Here is a 19,537-nt window from a genome sequence, read left to right as displayed (position 1 = left end):
CAAATGGCAAAAATAGATTGCCGGCAAAGACTACATAGATATGATTTCTTTTCAAGCCTTAGACCATTTTTCATTTTTTACCAATTTTTTAGTTGGCTTGCTTTTCTTTATGGCGGTTTTCAGCGTCGGAGATTTAATTATTCGGAGTTTACGTATCCAACTTCTCTCTCCTCTTCGACAAATCTCAAAAACAATTCTGGGTTTTTTGCTACTGAGTTTGATCATTCAGCTTCTATCCTTTGGATTTTGGATAAATACGTATAGCTTGTTGGGTATAAATATACTGTTAGTTTTTTCCTTACTATTCTACCTTTACCGTTATCTGTCGCTCCCTGCTCCTACTCTACCAGAAGCCATTAAAAAACTGTGGAAAGAAGATAAAATCAGTGTTGTCGGCGTTGGTATTTCATTTTTCCCATTGCTTGTATACGCCATTTTACCCTCTACCAAAATAGATGAATTGTTTTATCATCAATTGGTAGCTCAACGAATTGTAATGGATGGTGGGTTGATTTTTTATCGCCAACCTTGGGAAGCAGCTATCCCACCGCATCTGATTTACAATTTCACTCACGCCCCCTTGTTGGCATTGGGATTTCCGGATGCGCCTAACGTAGTAAGCTTAGGTATTTATACCTTGTTTTTAGGCTCTGTTTATGTATTATTAAAGAAAGCACACGTATCGGCTGTATGGATTGCGATAGCCCTCTGCTTGTCTTGCTTAGGGATGTATCGTCTTGTGTTTACAACTGCGGGCAGTCATCATTTTGGAGATTTAACAGCATTTACAGCTATGTATTGCACACTCCATGTTTTATCCTTAAAAAAAGACAAATCTGCTCAAAGCATCGTAGCAGTTCAGGGTATCATGCTTCCTGCGCTTTTGGGGGCAAAGATATCGTTAGCCCCGTTCGCGGCGTTAATAGGCTTAGTTATGCTCTACGAATTATATCAACGAAAAGAATTAAATTTCAAAACGTTAGTATTCCTTCTTCTTCCAACTTTCATTTTCTATTTACCCATCGTTATTTGGACTTATTCTCAAACTCATTCTCCTTTTGGACTGATTTTATCTCAATACTTCGATACTCAAATTATTGACCGTCATTTATTAGCATCTACATTACAAGCCGAGATTGTAACAGCAACACCTTTTTGGGTACACCTAAAAGCCGCACTTTTGCATTTTCCTTATATGGTATTAGGTTCATTCGCTTTATTTTTTTTCAGTGACCATCCAATTATAGCAAAAATCAAAATATATGGCATTTGTCTTCTGTATCTTTTTATTCTGTATAAATTCCATTTATTATACAATCCTCGTTTCTGGGCAAACATTCCATTGAGTCTTTTCCTATTCAGCCTATTGTCTCCCCCCCCTTCACTTATAAAAACTGGAGCTTTTCTCAATAATAAGGTCTCAATGGCTCTATTTGCAATAGCTACAATTACACCTTACCTGGCAATATCCTATTTCTATTTATACAATCTACAGCCTTTCCCTTACAACGCTGCTACCCGTGAAGCTTACTATAGGAAATACATTCCTCTTTATGAAGATTACTGGGCATTAGACAAATTGTTACCTAAAGACGCCTGTCTATATACCAAAAGCAGAATTAGTTTGGTACATTCGCCCCGTCGAATATTCAGAGACAGCCTTGATATTTGTCGTTGCAGTTCGATTTATACGTTGCAATTTGATAAAGACTTTTTGCCCTCTCCACTGAGAATACAACATTCGAACTATATAATTTCGAAATTAATCTACCAAAACAAGCGTGCTACTTTACAAATTTATCGCACTCCTAACAAATATCCCAAAATGAGTACCCTCTCTGTTTATGAGTTAAGCAAAACAATACCCTAAGCCAATCTTAGATTGGACAGGAAATATGTTTTACTTTTGTACTTTGCCTCAAAAATTATTGGCATCGTTACAAATACTCTTAGTTATTTCTCTTGGCAACGCGTTATGGTAAAAGTTAAATACAATGATGCCGGTACTCTTCCTTTGATTAGCATTATTACGGTCTGTCTTAATGCTGAACTCTTTTTGGAAGCTACCATGCAAAGTGTTTTTTCCCAAACCTATCCCCATATTGAATATATTCTTATTGATGGGGGTTCGAAAGACGGAACGCACTCCATCATTAAAAAGTACCGGACCCAACTTGCCACCTGGGTCAGTGAAAAAGACAATGGAATATATGATGCTATGAATAAAGGAATCGGGATGGCCTCCGGCGAATCAATTCTAATGCTCAATGCCGGGGATTGGCTAGAGCCTGATGCAATTCAAAAAATGGTTGAAAAGGCCAATTATGAAGTGAAAGATAAATTTATTTGCTGTGATTGGGTGGTATTTTATAACAGTTCCAATCGAAAAATCTACCGGCAAGCCACTTTTGATTTTAACAAAAGAAACGGCATTTGCCATCAGGGATCACTGATAGGAAGTACTATTTATCGCACTTTTGGAAATTATGACACTTCACTGCGCTTTGTCAGTGACTTTGATTTTTACATTCGTGTTTGGAAAACATCGCCTTCTGCTTTTTTGCGGGTCCCGGCCTACCTTGCCCATTTTATGTACGAAGGAATCACGACAACAAGAATACGACAAAGCACTATAGAACGTTGGCAAGTACTCAATCGACACTTTTTATGGACAGAATCCATCCATATCCGACTGGTAACCCTTGTAGCTATCACTTATCGAACTACTAAAACCTATTTGCGCAAGTAATATTCATTATGAGAGAACTCATCTTTCAGATAAATTATTTAAAAACACAACTCACCCAATTAGAAAAACTCTTTGTCTGGGCCATTATTGTTGTGTCCATAGATGGATTTCCTTACTTACCTCTCAACAATGAAAATCGCCCGATTTCCATCATTGTTTTGATGATTTATTGGGCAATTCAAAAAGTCAAATCTCGTTCTGTTCCTTTATTTGAAATAAGAATGTGGCTAGGATTAACAGTACTCATTTTCTTTACTTTAATTAAATCTACTTTTGAGTACCATGATTACAGGGGGCTTTTAAAATTTATGATTACAGGTACCCTCTCCGTCATTACCATAGTTACCTGTCGGCATTTCATAAAAGGACTTCTGGAGCGTTTTTCATCTGAAGAGGTCATCAAAATAATTTCTTACAGCCTTATCCTGTCTTCTATCATTCCGCTTTTTATCGGTATACTTCAATTTTTATCTTTACAAGGACTTATACCGACTATCGTTTCCGATATTCCAACCAATTTTTTCAGTTATCGCCCCGTAATCAACAGGCCACAACTCGTATCAAGTGAGGCTGCCCACGCCGCTACCTACATTTTATTTGTTCTTTTTTGGACCTATTCTTTTTACCACGAAAATGCGCGATTCAGAAGGTATTTTTTAGCCTTTCTTTTTCTTATGTTTTTATTCATAAGTTCAGCCATGGCCTATTTTGCGTTTGTTACTACTGTTATTGTCTATTGGATCACCTGCCATATAACTAATTTCAGCCGTATATTCTCCAATCTCTGGATCATTGCATTAGCAATGGGCATTATATATCCCTTACAAGAATTTTTTATTATTGATTATACCCTGTATAGACTTAATATCATCGTTGAACTCCTGAGTAATATCAATATGGAAACAGTCACCTTTTGGCTGCAGGCTGATTATTCATTTTTAGATCGCTTCGGTACTCCTGTTTTAGGTTTTTTATCGTTGAAAGATTCACTATTTTTAGGCGCGGGGGGAGAAAGCTTTTACTACGTAATGCCTCAATTGATTGATAATTATTTTCCAGGAATGCTTGCCAATGACATCTTAGCAGCTCGATTAGTAAAGGGGGATCACCTTACCGTGAAATTTTTGCCCGCAAAAATCGCTTCCGAGTTTGGTCTTTGGGGTTTTTCACTATTTGCATGGTATATCGTGAGTACTTTTCGTAAAATAAACAGTATCCAACTCAAAACAGGAAATACCCTATACAGAGGTTTATGTCTTTGCTTTATCTTCTCTATTATCAGCACTTATATGTGCAGCTACTTTAACTTTAGTGTAATTCTGGTCTTCGTTATTACTACCTATATCTACGATGCCAGTACGGTACAAAACGACAACCCAACCTTAGCTTAACAAATGATTTCAATCATAACAGCAGCCTACAACTGTGAAAAATACATCAGCCAAGCCATTGAATCGGTATTAGCTCAGACATTTGATGATTGGGAGATGATCATTGTTGATGATATTTCCACAGATAAAACCGCTGAAATTGCTGAAGTATATTCTCAAAAAGACGCTCGTATCCAGTTAATTAAGTCAGAAAAGAAATTATATTCGGCAGGTGCGCGCAATTTAGCTACGGATTTGGCCCAAGGGAGATTTATTACCTTTTTGGATGCCGACGACTGTTGGTCACCTTTAAAACTGAGCGTACAATATAATTTTATGTTGAACAATGATTATGCACTCAGCTTTACCTCCTATCAGACTATTGACAATCAAGGCTTTATCCATCCACACATCATTCAAGCCTCTTCTAAAGTAACTTATAAAAACCTTAAGTTCTTTAATCCAATCGGATGTTTGACCGTCATGTACGATCAAACTAAAGTCGGGAAGTTAAAATTCCCTACCGGTTATATTTTCCAGGAAGATTATGTATTGTGGGCAAATACCCTGCGCGACTCACCTTACGTTTTTTATGGTATATCGGCTCCTTTGGCCTTCTATCGACTCCATCCCAACAATCGCTCGGGCAATAAGTGGAAAGTGGCGTTATACCATTGGAAAGTAGTTTACAAAGAGTGTTTTCATTGGAATTTTTTCCAGAAGATCTATTTTTTCTCTTTCTATATTTTTGCAAGTTTAAACAAATACTATAAACTAAGAACACTAAACGACTAACTTAGCGTTCTAAAGCCTTCATGTCTTAATCTTACAAGGCTTTCAGTACCTTTCATTAATTTTGAAGCTGTATTTACTCATAAATACAGCCCGTTAAATTGACGAGTCATATCTATCTCCTTCTGATGCCTAACGGTCCCCCATTTTATAATCTTACTCAACACGGCACGTCCCGAAATATCCACCCAATCCAATTTTACTTCTTGTCCATTATTCAGATTGTCTAATTTTGGAGAATAGTCCAATTTATTTCGTAAAAACCAGTTTATACTGCTTTTTACGTATCAAAGCTATCAATACGCCTAAAAAACCTCCTATCAATCCCGATAAAGCTACAATGACACTCCTTCTAGGCTCGGATTTCCGAGTAGGGGCGGTTGGTGGCTCCAATACTTTAATAACCGGAGTTTCTTGATGTAATTTGATTTTAGCCTCTTCGTACTTAGTGAGCAATGAATTGTAAAAAGTCGATGATGTACTGTATTCGGCCTGGATTCGTTCTCGCTGAATATCAGCTGATTGAAGCCGAATGGTAGGTGCCTGAAATTGATCGTCATACTGTGCTTTTTTTGTTTGGTTGGAGTAATATTTACCCCGGGCCAAATCAAGCCGTTCTTTTAAAAAATCTACTTCACGCTTATTTTTTTGGGTACGATACTCAATCACATACTCCGTCAAATAATCCATTGAAAACTTCGCAATGGTAGCTGCCACTACGGGATCGGGCAATTTTACACTAATCGTAATTACCCCCGCTTTACGATCATACGTACTGAATATCCGAGTTTTAAGATCTTTAATACGGTTTTCGTTGAGGCGATTAAGTACATAAAACCCTTTTCCGTCCACTTTATATTTCTTGATAAGCATCGTATCAACCTCCTCATTTTCTTCAACAACTTGATGGTAGAAATCCGCAAATTTTAATGAATGATTTAGTCTTGTCTTGACGGGTTGCTCCATTAAAGCTAAAAAGTAGGGAGTGCTTTTTAATACTTCCGGGTATAAGTCTGGACGAATTGCCTCGGTGCTGTTTTTCAAGTCAATCCCGCTTATTCCCAGTACTCCTGCCAAGCTACCAAAAGAACCGCCGGCAGTAGGTTGAATTTCAGGTAAAATTTTCCCTTGGGACTCAAATTCTTCTTGAGCTGTAAAAGCATAAAATCCCCCCCCCCCTATTGTTAAAAAAGCAATAAGAATAATAATCCATTTTTCTTTCCAAATTATTCTACTAAGTGCACCAAAATTTATTGACTCAATTTGCGGCTCTTCTTCGTATGTTTCTTCCATTGCCTTTAAATAAATTTACTGAAATGTTCTAATCAGGGTAATTAATAAAACAGAAGCCGAAGTTAAGCCTGTAAACAAAGACAATCGCTCTGCCGAAGTAATTCGATTGCGGAAAGGGCGGGTTGGAACTATCAATCGCATTCCTCGTTGGATAGGCGGATAGAATTTCATTCCAAGAATTTTCTTTGTTCGTGCAGTAAAACCATTGACATAAACAGCGTAAATTTTTGACACGTCTGCACTATCTGTAAATCCCCCCGCTTGATTCACATACTCTTTAAAACTAAATCGTGGGTTAAAAGCAATCACGTTCGGATTAAATACCTGTCCACTCACAACAATCGTCTCCTGAATTTTAGGAACAATCAATTCATCTCCCGCCAATAAAACAAGATTATTTGGATGATTCGGGTTTTGAAGAATCTCAGTTAAATCCATCGCTACTAACCTGCCATTTCTAATGAATTGAATTCCCGGCACATAAGCCTCCGGGCGAAGTCCACCCGCACGTTCTAACAGCTGGCTGATTCGCTCATTCCGATTAGAAATTACGTAAGAACCTGGGTAATTTACCTCTCCTTTCACACTTACCAATTGCTGTGCTTGGTAATTAGGTAAACTACGAACGATAATCTCATCAAATGGCCTAAGAACAATTTTTGAAATTTCATTCAAATCTTTTTGTATATCGTATTTTTTTACCTCAACCGTTTCCGCCTGAGTTTCATCATTATATAGGCGGCGCGACAATTCTATTCCTTTATTGGTAGCCCCATCCGTAAACCCACCTGCCAACAACACAAGATCCTGCAAAGTCATACTTTCTGCATAATCAAAAACACCACCGTTATTGACGGCCCCTTGAATAACTACCGTTTGTAATTGGCGCGTTTCAGCAATGGATTTAATGACCAATACGTCTTCGCGCTTGAGCGGAATATCCTCTGTACCTTTAAACAATTGATCTAAATTAACAGGAATCAATTCCGGATCTAAGTTCTCCCTTTTTCTTTTCAGAAAAGCGCGGTTACGAAAAGCATCTTCTCGTAGCCCATCTGCCTTCTGAATGAGTTGCTTTACGGTTTGCAGTTGAGGACTCAAGGCAAATTCTCCCGGCCTAAAAACAGCACCGATGACCTCTACTTTATTTTCAAACCGGTTCAAAATGGTACCTACAATATAGCGATCTCCATTTTGCATTGAAAAACGTGCCTCTTGAATAGGATCAAATGTTAACAATTGACGCTCTTTCGCCGTATTTCGATATACATTTACCGTAGCCTGGTACGCCTGTTCTGTATAACCGCCCGCATATCTCAACAAATCCTGATAGGTCTCCTCTGGCCCTACTTCAAAAATACCGTTACGTTTTGTCTCTCCTTCAATTTCAATTTTTTTAGGGGCAATCGGAATTAAAATAACATCATTATCCCGCAAGCTAACGTCATCGGTCATGGTACCGTTGAGCATAAAATTATATAAGTCGATGCGTTGCAACAGTTTATTATTTCGCAGTACCTGAATATTTCGCAACGTCCCGTTTCCATTGGGACCTCCGCATATATAAAGCGCATGAAAGGCCGTGGCTAAAGAAGAGATGGTGTAAGTACCCGGATTTGCCGCTTCACCGATAATCGTCACTCGGATACTCCGTACATTTCCTAACGTCACATCAGCACTCAGACCGCCGGTCCGAAGGCCAGCATACAGCATTTTCAGCCGCTCCACTATTTTTGACTTGGCTTGCTCAACAGTCAATCCATTCACATAAATAGGACTCAAGCTCTCCACTTTGACGGTTCCCTCTGGTGACACCCGGGCATCATAGTGCTGGTACGCATAGCCAGTAATATCAATCCGGAGTTCATCATCTACGCCCAAGATATAATCTTTCGGAGTAGGTAATCGTAGATTAGGCTCAAACGTAAGTGTTTTACTTGAAAAAAGCTGACTGCCGAAAACGTCTCTTTTTTTTCCTACTTCCAGCTCATTACTGACCAGAGTCGGCGTTTTTTCGGACACCTGCCCCTGTTGCTGTCGTACTGTACTGCTCAAGTTGATGGGAGTGGCTTTGTCCGTTTTTGTTTTAAGGGTATTGATTCGCACTCTTATCTTTGCAATATCGGCTTCAGTATATCCCTTAGCCACTGCACCAGCCTCTACGTCTGCTTGTGATAACCCTTTACTTTGTGCCACTTTTATAAATTCTTCCAGTTGCGCGTCAGTCACTTCATTGGCCGGGGGGAGTTGTGAAAAGGCAAAATGGAATCCAAAAACCAAAATGATTGAGCAACAATACTTATTAAAATACATGGTAATTTTTTAAAATTATACTTGCTATTTACTAAAATAGCCACAAAGATACGGGATTTTCAGCCAATTAGCCAAAAAATATAACCCCCAATCCCTGTGTCTAACAAAAAAATCCCTCCCTTGCAGGGGAGGGATTGGGATTGGGGGTATTGGGACTAAAAAAAGCCCCGCCGATTGGCGGGGCTTTCTATTCAAAGCTATCGATTTAACGATTAGTCTTGCGACACTTTCAGTACTTTCAAGTTAGCACGTTTTGTAGAAGTGCTGATGTTCATGAAGTACATACCAGTGTTCTGACTTGTCATGTCGATTTCTTCACGGTGAGTATTAGTTTCAGGAGTTACCGTTGAAGTTTTGATGACACGGCCTGCCGCATCTACTAAATTCATTTTCACTTCCTGACCTTTAGCACCGCTGATTGATACAGTAAGAGTACGAGTAACAGGGTTTGGAGCTACGGTTGCAAACTCAACTTCAGAAGTTTCGTTTATACCTTCACGAGCCGCACCTATACCGATACCAGACTGTGATTGAATACGGAACCAGTATTCACCATAAGCCTTTTGACTACCACTTGTGGTACGAACGGCAGGGAATAAACCTGTTCCTTTTTGATCCCAGTAACGAATACTTAACTTGTAAAGACCTTTTGGCAAACCAGATAAGTATTTAGGGTCACTGGTAAATCCGAAAGATCCGTGGTTGTGTGAATACAAGGTTTCGTATCCATTGCTGTTGGCATACATCAAATAAGGAGCATTGTTCTCAACAGTATTGAATGAGTACTGACCGCCCGTTTCTGGTATACACAACATATCGTAAGAAATAGAACCACTCAATGGCAATCCACAAGCTTCAACAGCAATTGTCCAATAACGGTTACCTCCTTTATTTGGCATCTCTGTGAAGTAAATTGAAGGATTAGACTGTGTACTATTTTGGAATGCTGATCCTGCATCAGGGGTTACAAAGTTTGACGACCAATTCAATATACTGGTAGCACCAGGTCTGGTACCTGAAAGTGGCTGACCAATATTGATAATCGTGACATCAAATGTATTGCTCCAAGTAGCCGATACCGAAGTACTAACTGGGCTATCGCAACTTGCACCTTGTGTACATTTTACAGTTACCGACTGTGTTCCAGCACCTGATTGTGTTACTACAAGCGTAGCACCATTTGATCCATTGCTCCACAATGGAGTTGAACCTACTGGACAGTTTTGTGAGAACGTTACTGACGTACCAGCACATACTGTAGCGGTAGCAGAACTAGTAACCGTTGGCTGAGCCAGTACTGGCAATACAGTATAAGATACTGTATTACTTGCGTCGCTTAAACAATCTCCTTGGCCTTTACATTTTGCATAGAAAGAGTAAGTACCCGGAGTTGTTGAGGTTATTGTAGGGAGTGATGCCAACTGATTATTAGCACTAAACCATACTGTTCCGTTGATACCACAAGTTGCATTACTTGTAATCACTTGAGGTACTCCACCTCCACAAAATGTATTAGCAGATTGACCATTAACTAACAATGAAGCTACAGGTACACCAGGGATTGGATTAATTTTAATAATCATTGCTCCTGATTCAGGACTTAGACATGCCGTCGAACCAGAACCTGCCTGACAACGAACACGGTAAGTGTGATTTGAACCATCTACAATTTGAGTCATTGAAGAAGTAGTATAATTACCACCATCTACCGACATCAACAGTGTTTCACCAGCAGCACAAGCAGAAGAGAACGTAATTGCATCACCTGCAATGTTACAAACTTGAGCAGCACTTCCACCTGCAGCTACAACTACTCCATCAACTGTTATTGAAGCATTTGTAGGTGCCCCACCAACTGGATTAACTGTAAATGTTGCAACTGTACGTACAAGACTCTCACAACCGCTTGTTTGGTTACGACATGCTACATAATAAGTAATTGTACTTATTGGTGTAACGTTAGGTGTACTAACTATGTTTCCAGCTGTTGCTTTATCATACCATACAAGCACTTCTCCACTTGCTGCACATTTCAAGCTATTATTCAACACGATTGAGGGACTCAAGGCGCAAATTGAACTTGGGATAAATGGCTCAGTACCAGTAAAGGTTGGAGATTTAGGTGCATCTGTTACAGTCAATACTACTGCCGATGATGCCGTTCCTAAACAAATTCCGTTAAAACATTTTACTGTGTAACTGTTTGTGTTTGATCCAGCAGTTGCTCCAGTTGGAGTGTAGTCAAAGCTCATTGGAGAAGTTTTGACAATCTGTGAAGACACTAAAGTAGATCCATTATATAATTTTAATGTATCCGTAACAGCACATGTATGCGTAGCTGTAAAAGTAGCAACTGTACCTAAACAAAAAGCAGCGGTACCAACAGCTAAAGTTGGAGCGCTAGGAACAGCAACAACTTTATAGGTAACCTTTGTACGTACTGTACTTTCGCAACTGCTTCCTTGATCACAAACTACCCATAGGTCATATGTACCCGCACTAGGAGTAGAAGTCGGCATTAATGTTGTACCTGCTCCAGTGCTTGAAGTGTAATACTTAGCAGTAGTTCCAGCAGGACATGTTGTAGATGCAACAGTGACGCTAGTACCTACACAAACTGTTGACTGTGTGAAAGTAACCGTTCCTGCAGCAACATCTGCTCCTACTGTAAACGTACCTGCCAATACCCGGCCACTTGGACAAACAGCCCCAGCAGATGTACACTGTACATAAAGAGGAGTAGTTACAGTAGGCACTGATGTAATAGACACGGTAGTTGGACCACCCGCCGATGCGGCAGCTATGTTAAGTGCTGTACCACCAGTGGCGACTTTATATACTTCCATTGTTTCGCCTACACCTGAACACGTAGCAGTAACACTCAATGAACCTAAGTTTGAAGGACATGGTGCGCTGCTTTTGCTCAATGACAGACCAAAAGGATCAATCGGAGTAGGATTAACAGTTACCGTAGTTCCAGCAGCTCCTGAACTGATGTTACAGCTTGTTACTACAGTATTCTTACAGAAAGAAAAATAAGAAGTAGTAACCGATGGTGCGGCAAAAGAAGCACCCGCCAAACCTAATTCAGGTACACCACTCGCCGATGTTGAAACAAATGGTACCTCACTTACCGAACAGTTGTGCGCAGTAATGGTAAGCGTCGTTGATGGTACCTGAGCAGCACACACGGCAGTCTTACTCAAAGTGTGAGCTGCTGGTGTAGTTGGAAGTACTCCAACTGTATAACTTACTTTTGTACGAGTAGTGGTTTCGCAACCACCTGCTGCATCACACACAGCATAAACGTCAATTGTACCTGTAGTAGTTGTCGGCAGAGCACTTGTAGCTGTGCCTGTAGGTGCAGAATAGAGTTTCAAAGTTGTCCCTGCTGGACAAGCAGTCGAAACCGCAGTAATTGACGCATTTTGACATACCGTTGTGGCCGACAATATCGGTGCACTTGGTGCAGCAATTTCAGCTCCTACTGTAAACGTACCTGCCACTACCCGGCCACTTGCACAAACAGGTGAAGCAGATGTACACTGTACATAATAAGTAGTAGTTCCAGATGTAGGCACTGATGTAATAGAAACGGTAGTTGGACCACCCGTCGCTGCGGCAGCTATGTTAACTGCTGTACCACCAGTAGCGGCTTTGTATACTTCCATTGTTTCGCCTATACCTGAACAAGTAGCAGTAATACTCAATGTACCTACGTTTGTAGGACATGGTGCACTGTTTTTACTCATTGACAGACCAAAAGGAGCAATCGGGGTAGGATTAACCGTTACCGTAGGTCCAGAAGTGCCTGCACTGTTACAACCTGTTATTGTATTCTTACAGAAAGAACGATAAGTAGTAGTGCCTATTGCCGTTGGTGCGGCAAAAGGAGCACCCGCCAAACCTAATTCAGGTACACCACTCGCAGATGTTGAAACAAATGGTTGCTCACCTACCAAACAGTTATGCGCAGTAATGGTAAGCGTCGTTGATGGTGCCTGAGCAAAACACACGTTAGTCGCACTCAAAGTAAAAGGTGCTGGAGCACTTGGACGTGCTACAACTGTGTAACTTACTTTTGTACGAGTAGAGGTTTCGCAACCGCTTCCTGCATCACACACAGCATAAACGTCAATTGTACCTACAGTAGTTGTCGGCAGAACACTTGTAGCTGTGCCTGTAGGTGCAGAATAGAGTTTCAAAGTTGTCCCTGCTGCACAAGGAGCCGAAACCGGAGATATTGACGCACCTTCACATACCGTTGTGGCCGACAATATCGATACACTTGGTGCAGCAATAGCAGCTCCTACTGTAAACGTACCTGCCGGTACACGGCTACTTGCACAAACAGCCCCAGCAGATGTACACTGTACATAAAGAGGAGTAGTTACAGTAGGCACTGATGTAATAGACAAGGCAGTTGGACCACCCGCCGATGCGGCAGCTATGTTAACTGCTGTACCACCAGTAGCGACTGTGTATACTTCCATTGTTTCGCCTATACCTGAACAAGTAGCAGTAACACTCAATGTACCTAAGTTTGTAGGACATGGTGCGCTGCTTTTACTCAATGACACCCCAAAAGGAGCAATCGGAGTAGGATTAACCGTTAACAGAGTTACAGAAGCACTGTTTGCACTATTACAACCTGTTCCTGTATTCTTACAGAAAGAATAATACTCAGTAGTAACCGTTGGTGCGGCAAAAGAAGCACCCGCCAAACCTAATGCAGGTACACCACTCGCAGATGTTGAAACAAATGGTTGCTCACTTACTGCACAGGCATGGGCAGTAATGGTAAGCGCCGTTGAGGCTACCTGAGCAGCACACACGTTAGTCGCACTCAAAGTAAAAGGACTTGGAGCTACTGGACGTGCTACAACTGTGTAACTTACTTTTGTACGAGTAGAGGTTTCGCAACCGCTTCCTGCATCACACACAGCATAAACGTCAATTGTACCTACAGTATTTGTCGGCAGAGCACTTGTAGCTGTGCCTGTAGGTGCAGAATAGAGTTTCAAAGTTGTCCCTGCTGGACAAGCAGCCGAAACCGGAGATATTGACGCACCTTCACATACCGATGTGGCAGACAAGATCGGTGCACCTGGTGCAGCAATATCAGCTCCTACTGTAAACGTACCTACCAATACACGGCTACTTGGACAAACAGCCCCAGCAGATGTACACTGTACATAATAAGTAGTAGTTACAGAAGGCACTGATGTAATAGACACGGTAGTTGGACCACCCGTCGCTGCGGCAGCTATGTTAACTGCTGTACCACCAGTAGCGGCTTTGTATACTTCCATTGTTTCGCCTACACCTGAACACGTAGCAGTAACACTCAATGTACCTAAGTTTGAAGGACATGGTGCGCTGCTTTTGCTCAATGACACCCCAAAAGGAGCAATCGGGGTAGGATTAACCGTTACCACAGTTCCAGTTGTACCTAAACTGTTGATACAACTTGATGCAATATTCTTACAGAAAGAATAATACTCAGTAGTAACCGTTGGTGCGGCAAAAGAAGCACCCGCCAAACCTAATTCAGGTACACCACTCGCAGATGTTGAAACAAACGGTTGCTCACTTACCGTACAGTTGTGCGCAGTAATGGTAAGCGTCGTTGCTCCTGTCTGAGCAGCACACAAGGCAGTCGCACTCAAAGTATGAGCTGCTGGAGCTACTGGACGTGCTCCAACTGTGTAACTTACTTTTGTACGAGTTGAGGTTTCGCAACCACCTGTTGCAACACACACAGCATAAACGTCAATTGTACCTACAGTAGTTGTCGGCAGAGCACTTGTAGCTGTGCCTGTAGGTGCAGAATAGAGTTTCAAAGTTGTCCCTGTACAAGCAGCCGAAACCGGAGTAATTGACAGACCTTGACATACCGTTGTGGCCGACAATATCGATCCACTTGGTGCAGCAATATCAGGTCCTACTGTAAACGTACCTACCAATACACGGCTACTTGCACAAACAGGTGAAGCAGATGTACACTGTACATAATAAGTAGTAGTTACAGAAGGCACTGGCGTAATAGACACGGTAGTTGGACCAGCTGTCGATGCTGCAGCTATGTTAACTGGTGAATCACCAGTGGCAACTGTGTATATTTCCATTGTTTCGCCTATACCTGAACACGTAGCAGTAGCACTCAATGTACCCAAGTTTGAAGGACATGGTGCGCTGCTTTTACTCAATGACACGCCAAAAGGAGTAATCGGGGTAGGATTAACCGTTACAGTGGTTTGACCACCTGGTGCACTGATACAACCTGTTATTGTATTCTTACAGAAAGCAACATAAATAGTAGCGCCTATTGCCGTTGGTGCAGCAAAAGGAGCACCCGCCAAACCTAATTCAGGTGATTTAGTAATAATATCTACTGCAACAAATGGCACCTCACTTACTGCACAGTTGTGCGAAGTAATGGTAAGCGTCGTTGATGGTGCCTGAGCAAAACACACGTTAGTCGCACTCAAAGTAAAAGCTGCTGGAGTAGCTGGACGTGCTATAACTGTATAATTTACTCTTGTACGATTAGAGATAGAGGTTTCGCAACCGTCTCCTTTATCACACGCAGCAAAAATGACAAAGTCACCTGGAGTAGCCGTCGACGACAGACGAACGATACCTGGAGTAGTCGTCGGTACGCTAGCAAGTGCACCAGTTGCATCATAGAATCTCAAAGTTGTCCCTGTTGGACAAGCAGCAGAAACCCCAGTTACAACTGAATTTTGACATACCGTTGTGGCCGACAATATCGATCCACTTGGTGCAGCAACATCAGGTCCTACTGTAAACGTAATCGGTACACGGCTACTTACGCAAACAGGTGTAGGAGATGAACACAGTACATAATAAGTAGTAGTTGCAGTACGCGCCGCTCCTACAGGCACTGTAGTTGCAGCACCCGCTGGTGCTGCCGCATAGACAATTGGTGTACCACCAGTAGCGACATCATATACTTCCATTGTTTCGCCTACACCTGAACAGGTAGCAGTAAGACTCAATGGTGCACCTACGTTTGTAGGACACGGTGCACTACTTCTATCCAATGATACTCTAAAAGGAGCAATCGGAGTAGGATTAACATTTACAGCGATTGTACCACCACGTAAACTGATACAACCTGTTGCTGAAGTCTTCTTACAGAAAGAAAAATAATTAGTAGTACCTATTGTCGTTGGTGCGGCAAAAGAAGTACCCGCCAAACCTAATTCAGTTGCACCAGTCGAATCTGTTGAAACAAATGGTTGCTCACTTACCAAACAGCTATGCGCAGTAATGTTGAGCATCGTTGATGGTGCCTGAGCATAACACACGTTAGTCGCACTCAAAGTAAAAGCTCCTGGAGTAGCTGGATAGCTTACAACTACATAAGTTACTTTTGTACGAGTAGAGGTTTCACAACCAGGTGCTGCCGTTTGTACACACACAGCATAAAGGTTATTTATATCTCCAGATGAACCAATAACCGTTATCGGCAGAGTAACTTGAACTCCACCAGTAGGTGCAGAATAGAGTTTCAATGTAGTTCCTGCTGGGCAGGTTGAAGCATTTGCGGTGATGGTAGAAAGTAAACATGCTTCTTGGGTAGACAATATTGGCCCGCTTGGTGCTGCAATATCAGGTAATACTGTAAACGTACCTGCCAATACACGGGCACTTGAACAATTTGCTGGCGATGCTGATCTACACTGTACATAATAAGTAGTAGTTCCAGATGTATTAGGCACTGATGGAATATTCAGTGAAGTTGAAGCACTCGCCGCTGCTAAACCATAAGCAATTTTAGTTGTATCAGTGGCGGATGTATATACTTCCATTGTTTCGCCAATTCCTGAACAGGTACCAATAACACTCAATGTACCTACGGACGAAAGACATGCACTGGTTTTACTCAACGATACCGAAAAAGGAGCAATCGGGTTAGGAGTAACCACTATACTAACTGTTGTTGCAGCTTTGCTTGAAATACAACTTTCTATTGCCGTATTCTTACAGAAACTATAGTATATAGTAGTATCTTTTGTCGCTGCTGGAAAAGGAACACCCGCCAAACCTAAAACAGTTGCACCAGTCGAATCTGTTGAAACAAATGGTTGCTGACCTACTCCACAGTTGTGCGCAAGAATAGTAATCGTCGTTGATGCTACCTCGCTAGCACACAATCTAGTCTTACTCAAAGTAAAAGCTGTTGGAGTAGCAGGAGGTGCTACAACTGTGTAAGTTAATTTTACACGTGTTGGAGTTTCACAAATACCTGGTGCATTTTGTGCACACGCAGCATAAACGGTAAATGTACCTACAGATGCCGTTACTATACCTGTAGTTGTCGTTGCCGGCAGAACTAATGCTGAACCACCAGTAAGTGCAGAATAGAGTTTCAATGTAGTTCCTGCTGGGCAGGTTGAAGCTGCTGCTGTGATTTGAGTACCATTACATACATTTGTGGCAGACAATACCTGGCCACTTGGAGCTGCAACCGATGATCCTACGCTGAAGCCAGGACCTGCGCTTAAAATAGAGTAAGAGCAACCACCCGAAGCCGCTGCTGAACGATAGCGAATAAACAGATTGCTACCAGGGCTCGCTGGGTAATACAATGCCGCAGTAGGTGCAGCGGGAGCGCCCAAGCTACCTGCCGTTACACTTGTTATACCTGCAGTGTCAGTTGTACTAACAACGTTTCCGCTTAGGTCAACAAGATCCGCAAAAATAGCAACTGTGGCACAGCCTGCGGCAAAGCCCGTAAGAGTATCAGGCGTAATGGTGCCGACCGCTACGCGGCCTCCTCCACACTGTACCCCGCTAGGATTGACAGGGGGTTTTAAGGCTCCCTGTCCCCAAACGCTTACTGTTACCAATACAGCCGCAAAAAGCGAAAGTAAAAATTTTATTGGTTTCATTTGAATTTGTTTTCGGCCTTCTTCCCCAATAGAAGACGTTGTTTGTGAATTGTATTCATCCTTCGGGGAGGATGTGTTTCTTAACTTGGCTTATCGAGCACTCCCGCTCGTTTCAGCATTACCGAGTCATAAAAGACTTCCTGTATTTATAGGCTTCTAATAGTTAGTTTGTTTAACATAAATTGAGGTTTGGGAAGTTGCGTAATAATACGACTCACAAAAATACGATAAGTCTCTACTAAAACAAAAAAAAACGAATATCTATTTTAAGTTTTTTTTAATGATACAGAAAGCCCTATTTGTTGATGCGTGCTAATTCATCTATATACGGCTTTACCTCTATTTTTGCAGCTTTTGCGGTAGTAAGTGCTATCTGTGCTGCTTTCTTAGCCTCCTCTTTTTTACCTATCCTCATTAGAGCCTTAGACTGTTCCACATATAGCTCGGCTACTTCTTTCGAGTTTCGCTCAGTAGGTTTTGCCAGTTTGAGCCCATCATTCACCCAGGTCAGTAGTGAGGGTATATATGAATTGTCAGTTGCCTTCTCATTAAAATATCTCACTAAGTAAGCATAATCTGTGATAACCATGGGTGCACTACGACGATACTCATTCAAGCGTGCTGTTGCCTTCGCTGTGGCTTTGGCTCTAAAATAGGCCTCTAATTCTTTTAAAATAGTACGGCTTCCGGCAATTTCAGGAGTAACGCCCAATTTTATAAATGCCTTACGTACTTCAACTATTTCAGGCGCTGTAATTTCGTTGGCTCTTTTTCCGTACATTGTATAATACAATATACTCTCTCCGGCTTCTTTGATATCTTTTGCAGGAAACTTTGCACGATATTTAGGTAGATTATTAAAAAAATACGCTGCTATCGGATTACTAAAATCATTGATTAAGCGTTGAATGATATAAAAACAGACTGGGCTTTGTAAGTCGCTCGGCAAAACAATTAGTTTACCCATCTCCTGATTGATGAGCCATAGTTTATCATTATCTTTTGTAGCCTTTGCATATTTACCATAGTTAATCAAAAAACCTAAATCTCTATCTCCCTTTGCAAAACGAGCTGCATAGGCACTTGTACGCTGGCTAGGGTCGGCAGCATCCCTTCCGTGCTTAATTACTTCTTCAATAGCCTCAGCTCGATTGGGTTTTTCACTTGGTGCCGCTTGATGAATTAGTTGCCCGGAGTTAGGGTCGAAGAAGAAAAAGAGGGGAAACTCCACGTAGGTAATACCTTTTTGTTGTTGTAACAATTTAGAATCAACCGAATTGGCTTCAACCTTATAGCTAACAAAATGAGTATTAAAATAATCGCCGACTTTTTTGTCTTCCAATATAGGAGCCAAAGCAGCGCAATGAGGGCAACCTGTCAAATAAACTTCGACAAATAATGTTTTATTAGCTCTCTTGGCAGCGTCAGCTACAGAATTAAATCCTCCTTCCAAAAAGTTAATGCCCTGCCCAAAACCAGTTCTGAGCATCATAGTACAGATGAAGCCTAAAAATAGACCTCGTTTTAAAAAAGTTTTACTAAAAGGTATCATTGGTCAAAAAATGTGTTAAAATTGACAGTGTTATGCTACGATATTAATTGATTATACATATTATAGGTACTAATATGCTACGATATTAATTGATTATACATATATAGGTACTAAATTGTGTTCTACCTCGACGTTGCGAAACATTGAAAGGGTAACCAAGTCGCGAATGCAATATTGAGCAAAATGTCTTGTTTACGCAAATAGTCATCAAGAATTTTTTCATGTTGAACTAAAACTTGTGCCAGGACATAGTAGCTTTGGTTAATTTTAATCATACTACCAATGCGCGCGCATTAGCCCAAGTGGGATTAGATGGCACCGCCCACGCGGCAGAATCTGAAAATTTGGGACCCGCTTTTTTTGCCTCAACTAAAGCCTTTTCGTACAGGTCTGGGTTGATGCGGATTTGTTTGGGATTTGGTCTTTCAGGTACTGGAACACTAAGTTATGGCAATCATTAAAGGTCTCATCATGAGCACTTCTTCGAGCGAATAGATACGTTTTGTCAAGCCTTGTTTCATAGCAGGCGATATTTTTTTGTATTTAG

Annotated in this window: 9 protein-coding genes; 4 read left to right on the top strand and 5 right to left on the bottom strand. The window is 41.3% G+C overall.

Going from position 1 to position 19,537, the window contains the following annotated elements:
* Positions 1-40 precede the first annotated feature (40 nt).
* The 4 genes from Q0081_RS12750 (at position 41) to Q0081_RS12735 (ending at position 4,914) form a co-directional block, all read left to right on the top strand.
* Positions 41-1,870, top strand: coding sequence for a hypothetical protein (locus Q0081_RS12750; RefSeq protein WP_298353770.1), 1,830 nt, complete (start codon positions 41-43; stop codon positions 1,868-1,870).
* A 105-nt stretch (positions 1,871-1,975) separates the two neighbouring features.
* Positions 1,976-2,749 (top strand): glycosyltransferase family 2 protein, encoded by a 774-nt coding sequence (locus Q0081_RS12745; RefSeq protein WP_298353767.1) that lies wholly within the window; start codon positions 1,976-1,978, stop codon positions 2,747-2,749.
* A gap of 8 nt (positions 2,750-2,757) precedes the next feature.
* Positions 2,758-4,140: a hypothetical protein gene (locus Q0081_RS12740; RefSeq protein WP_298353764.1), complete on the top strand. Its 1,383-nt coding sequence runs from the start codon at positions 2,758-2,760 to the stop codon at positions 4,138-4,140.
* Between the two features lie 3 nt (positions 4,141-4,143).
* A complete protein-coding gene (locus tag Q0081_RS12735) occupies positions 4,144-4,914 on the top strand; it encodes a glycosyltransferase family 2 protein (protein WP_298353762.1) in 771 nt (256 codons plus the stop codon).
* 77 nt (positions 4,915-4,991) lie between these two features.
* Here Q0081_RS12735 and Q0081_RS12730 read toward each other — a convergent pair whose 3' ends face one another.
* The 5 genes from Q0081_RS12730 to Q0081_RS12710 form a co-directional block, all read right to left on the bottom strand.
* Positions 4,992-5,159, bottom strand: a complete 168-nt coding sequence (locus tag Q0081_RS12730; RefSeq protein WP_298353758.1) for a hypothetical protein — start codon at positions 5,157-5,159, stop codon at positions 4,992-4,994.
* Between the two features lies 1 nt (position 5,160).
* Complete coding sequence (locus Q0081_RS12725) at positions 5,161-6,204, bottom strand: Wzz/FepE/Etk N-terminal domain-containing protein (RefSeq protein ID WP_298353756.1); 1,044 nt, start codon at positions 6,202-6,204, stop codon at positions 5,161-5,163.
* A gap of 15 nt (positions 6,205-6,219) precedes the next feature.
* Positions 6,220-8,517 carry an SLBB domain-containing protein gene (locus tag Q0081_RS12720; protein WP_298353755.1) on the bottom strand — a complete coding sequence of 766 codons (2,298 nt, stop codon included), beginning with the start codon at positions 8,515-8,517 and terminating at the stop codon, positions 6,220-6,222.
* Positions 8,518-8,729: 212 nt separating this feature from the next.
* Positions 8,730-16,991: a T9SS type A sorting domain-containing protein gene (locus tag Q0081_RS12715; RefSeq protein ID WP_298353754.1), complete on the bottom strand. Its 8,262-nt coding sequence runs from the start codon at positions 16,989-16,991 to the stop codon at positions 8,730-8,732.
* 742 nt (positions 16,992-17,733) lie between these two features.
* Complete coding sequence (locus tag Q0081_RS12710) at positions 17,734-18,990, bottom strand: thioredoxin family protein (protein ID WP_298353750.1); 1,257 nt, start codon at positions 18,988-18,990, stop codon at positions 17,734-17,736.
* Positions 18,991-19,537: the final 547 nt, after the last annotated feature.

This window comes from Runella sp., from assembly GCF_027484545.1.
Taxonomy (GTDB): Bacteria; Bacteroidota; Bacteroidia; order Cytophagales; family Spirosomataceae; genus Runella.
The sequence above is the reverse complement of the archived record's forward strand: the minus strand, read 5'-3'. Positions and strand labels throughout refer to the sequence as shown.

Excerpts from the sequence above, each read along its gene's own strand:
- Q0081_RS12740 (WP_298353764.1), top strand. The coding sequence starts at position 2,758 with ATGAGAGAACTCATCTTTCAGATAAATTATTTAAAAACACAACTCACC.
- Q0081_RS12710 (WP_298353750.1), bottom strand. The coding sequence starts at position 18,990 with ATGATACCTTTTAGTAAAACTTTTTTAAAACGAGGTCTATTTTTAGGC.
- Q0081_RS12725 (WP_298353756.1), bottom strand. The coding sequence starts at position 6,204 with ATGGAAGAAACATACGAAGAAGAGCCGCAAATTGAGTCAATAAATTTT.
- Q0081_RS12720 (WP_298353755.1), bottom strand. The coding sequence starts at position 8,517 with ATGTATTTTAATAAGTATTGTTGCTCAATCATTTTGGTTTTTGGATTC.
- Q0081_RS12750 (WP_298353770.1), top strand. The coding sequence starts at position 41 with ATGATTTCTTTTCAAGCCTTAGACCATTTTTCATTTTTTACCAATTTT.
- Q0081_RS12735 (WP_298353762.1), top strand. The coding sequence starts at position 4,144 with ATGATTTCAATCATAACAGCAGCCTACAACTGTGAAAAATACATCAGC.
- Q0081_RS12745 (WP_298353767.1), top strand. The coding sequence starts at position 1,976 with ATGGTAAAAGTTAAATACAATGATGCCGGTACTCTTCCTTTGATTAGC.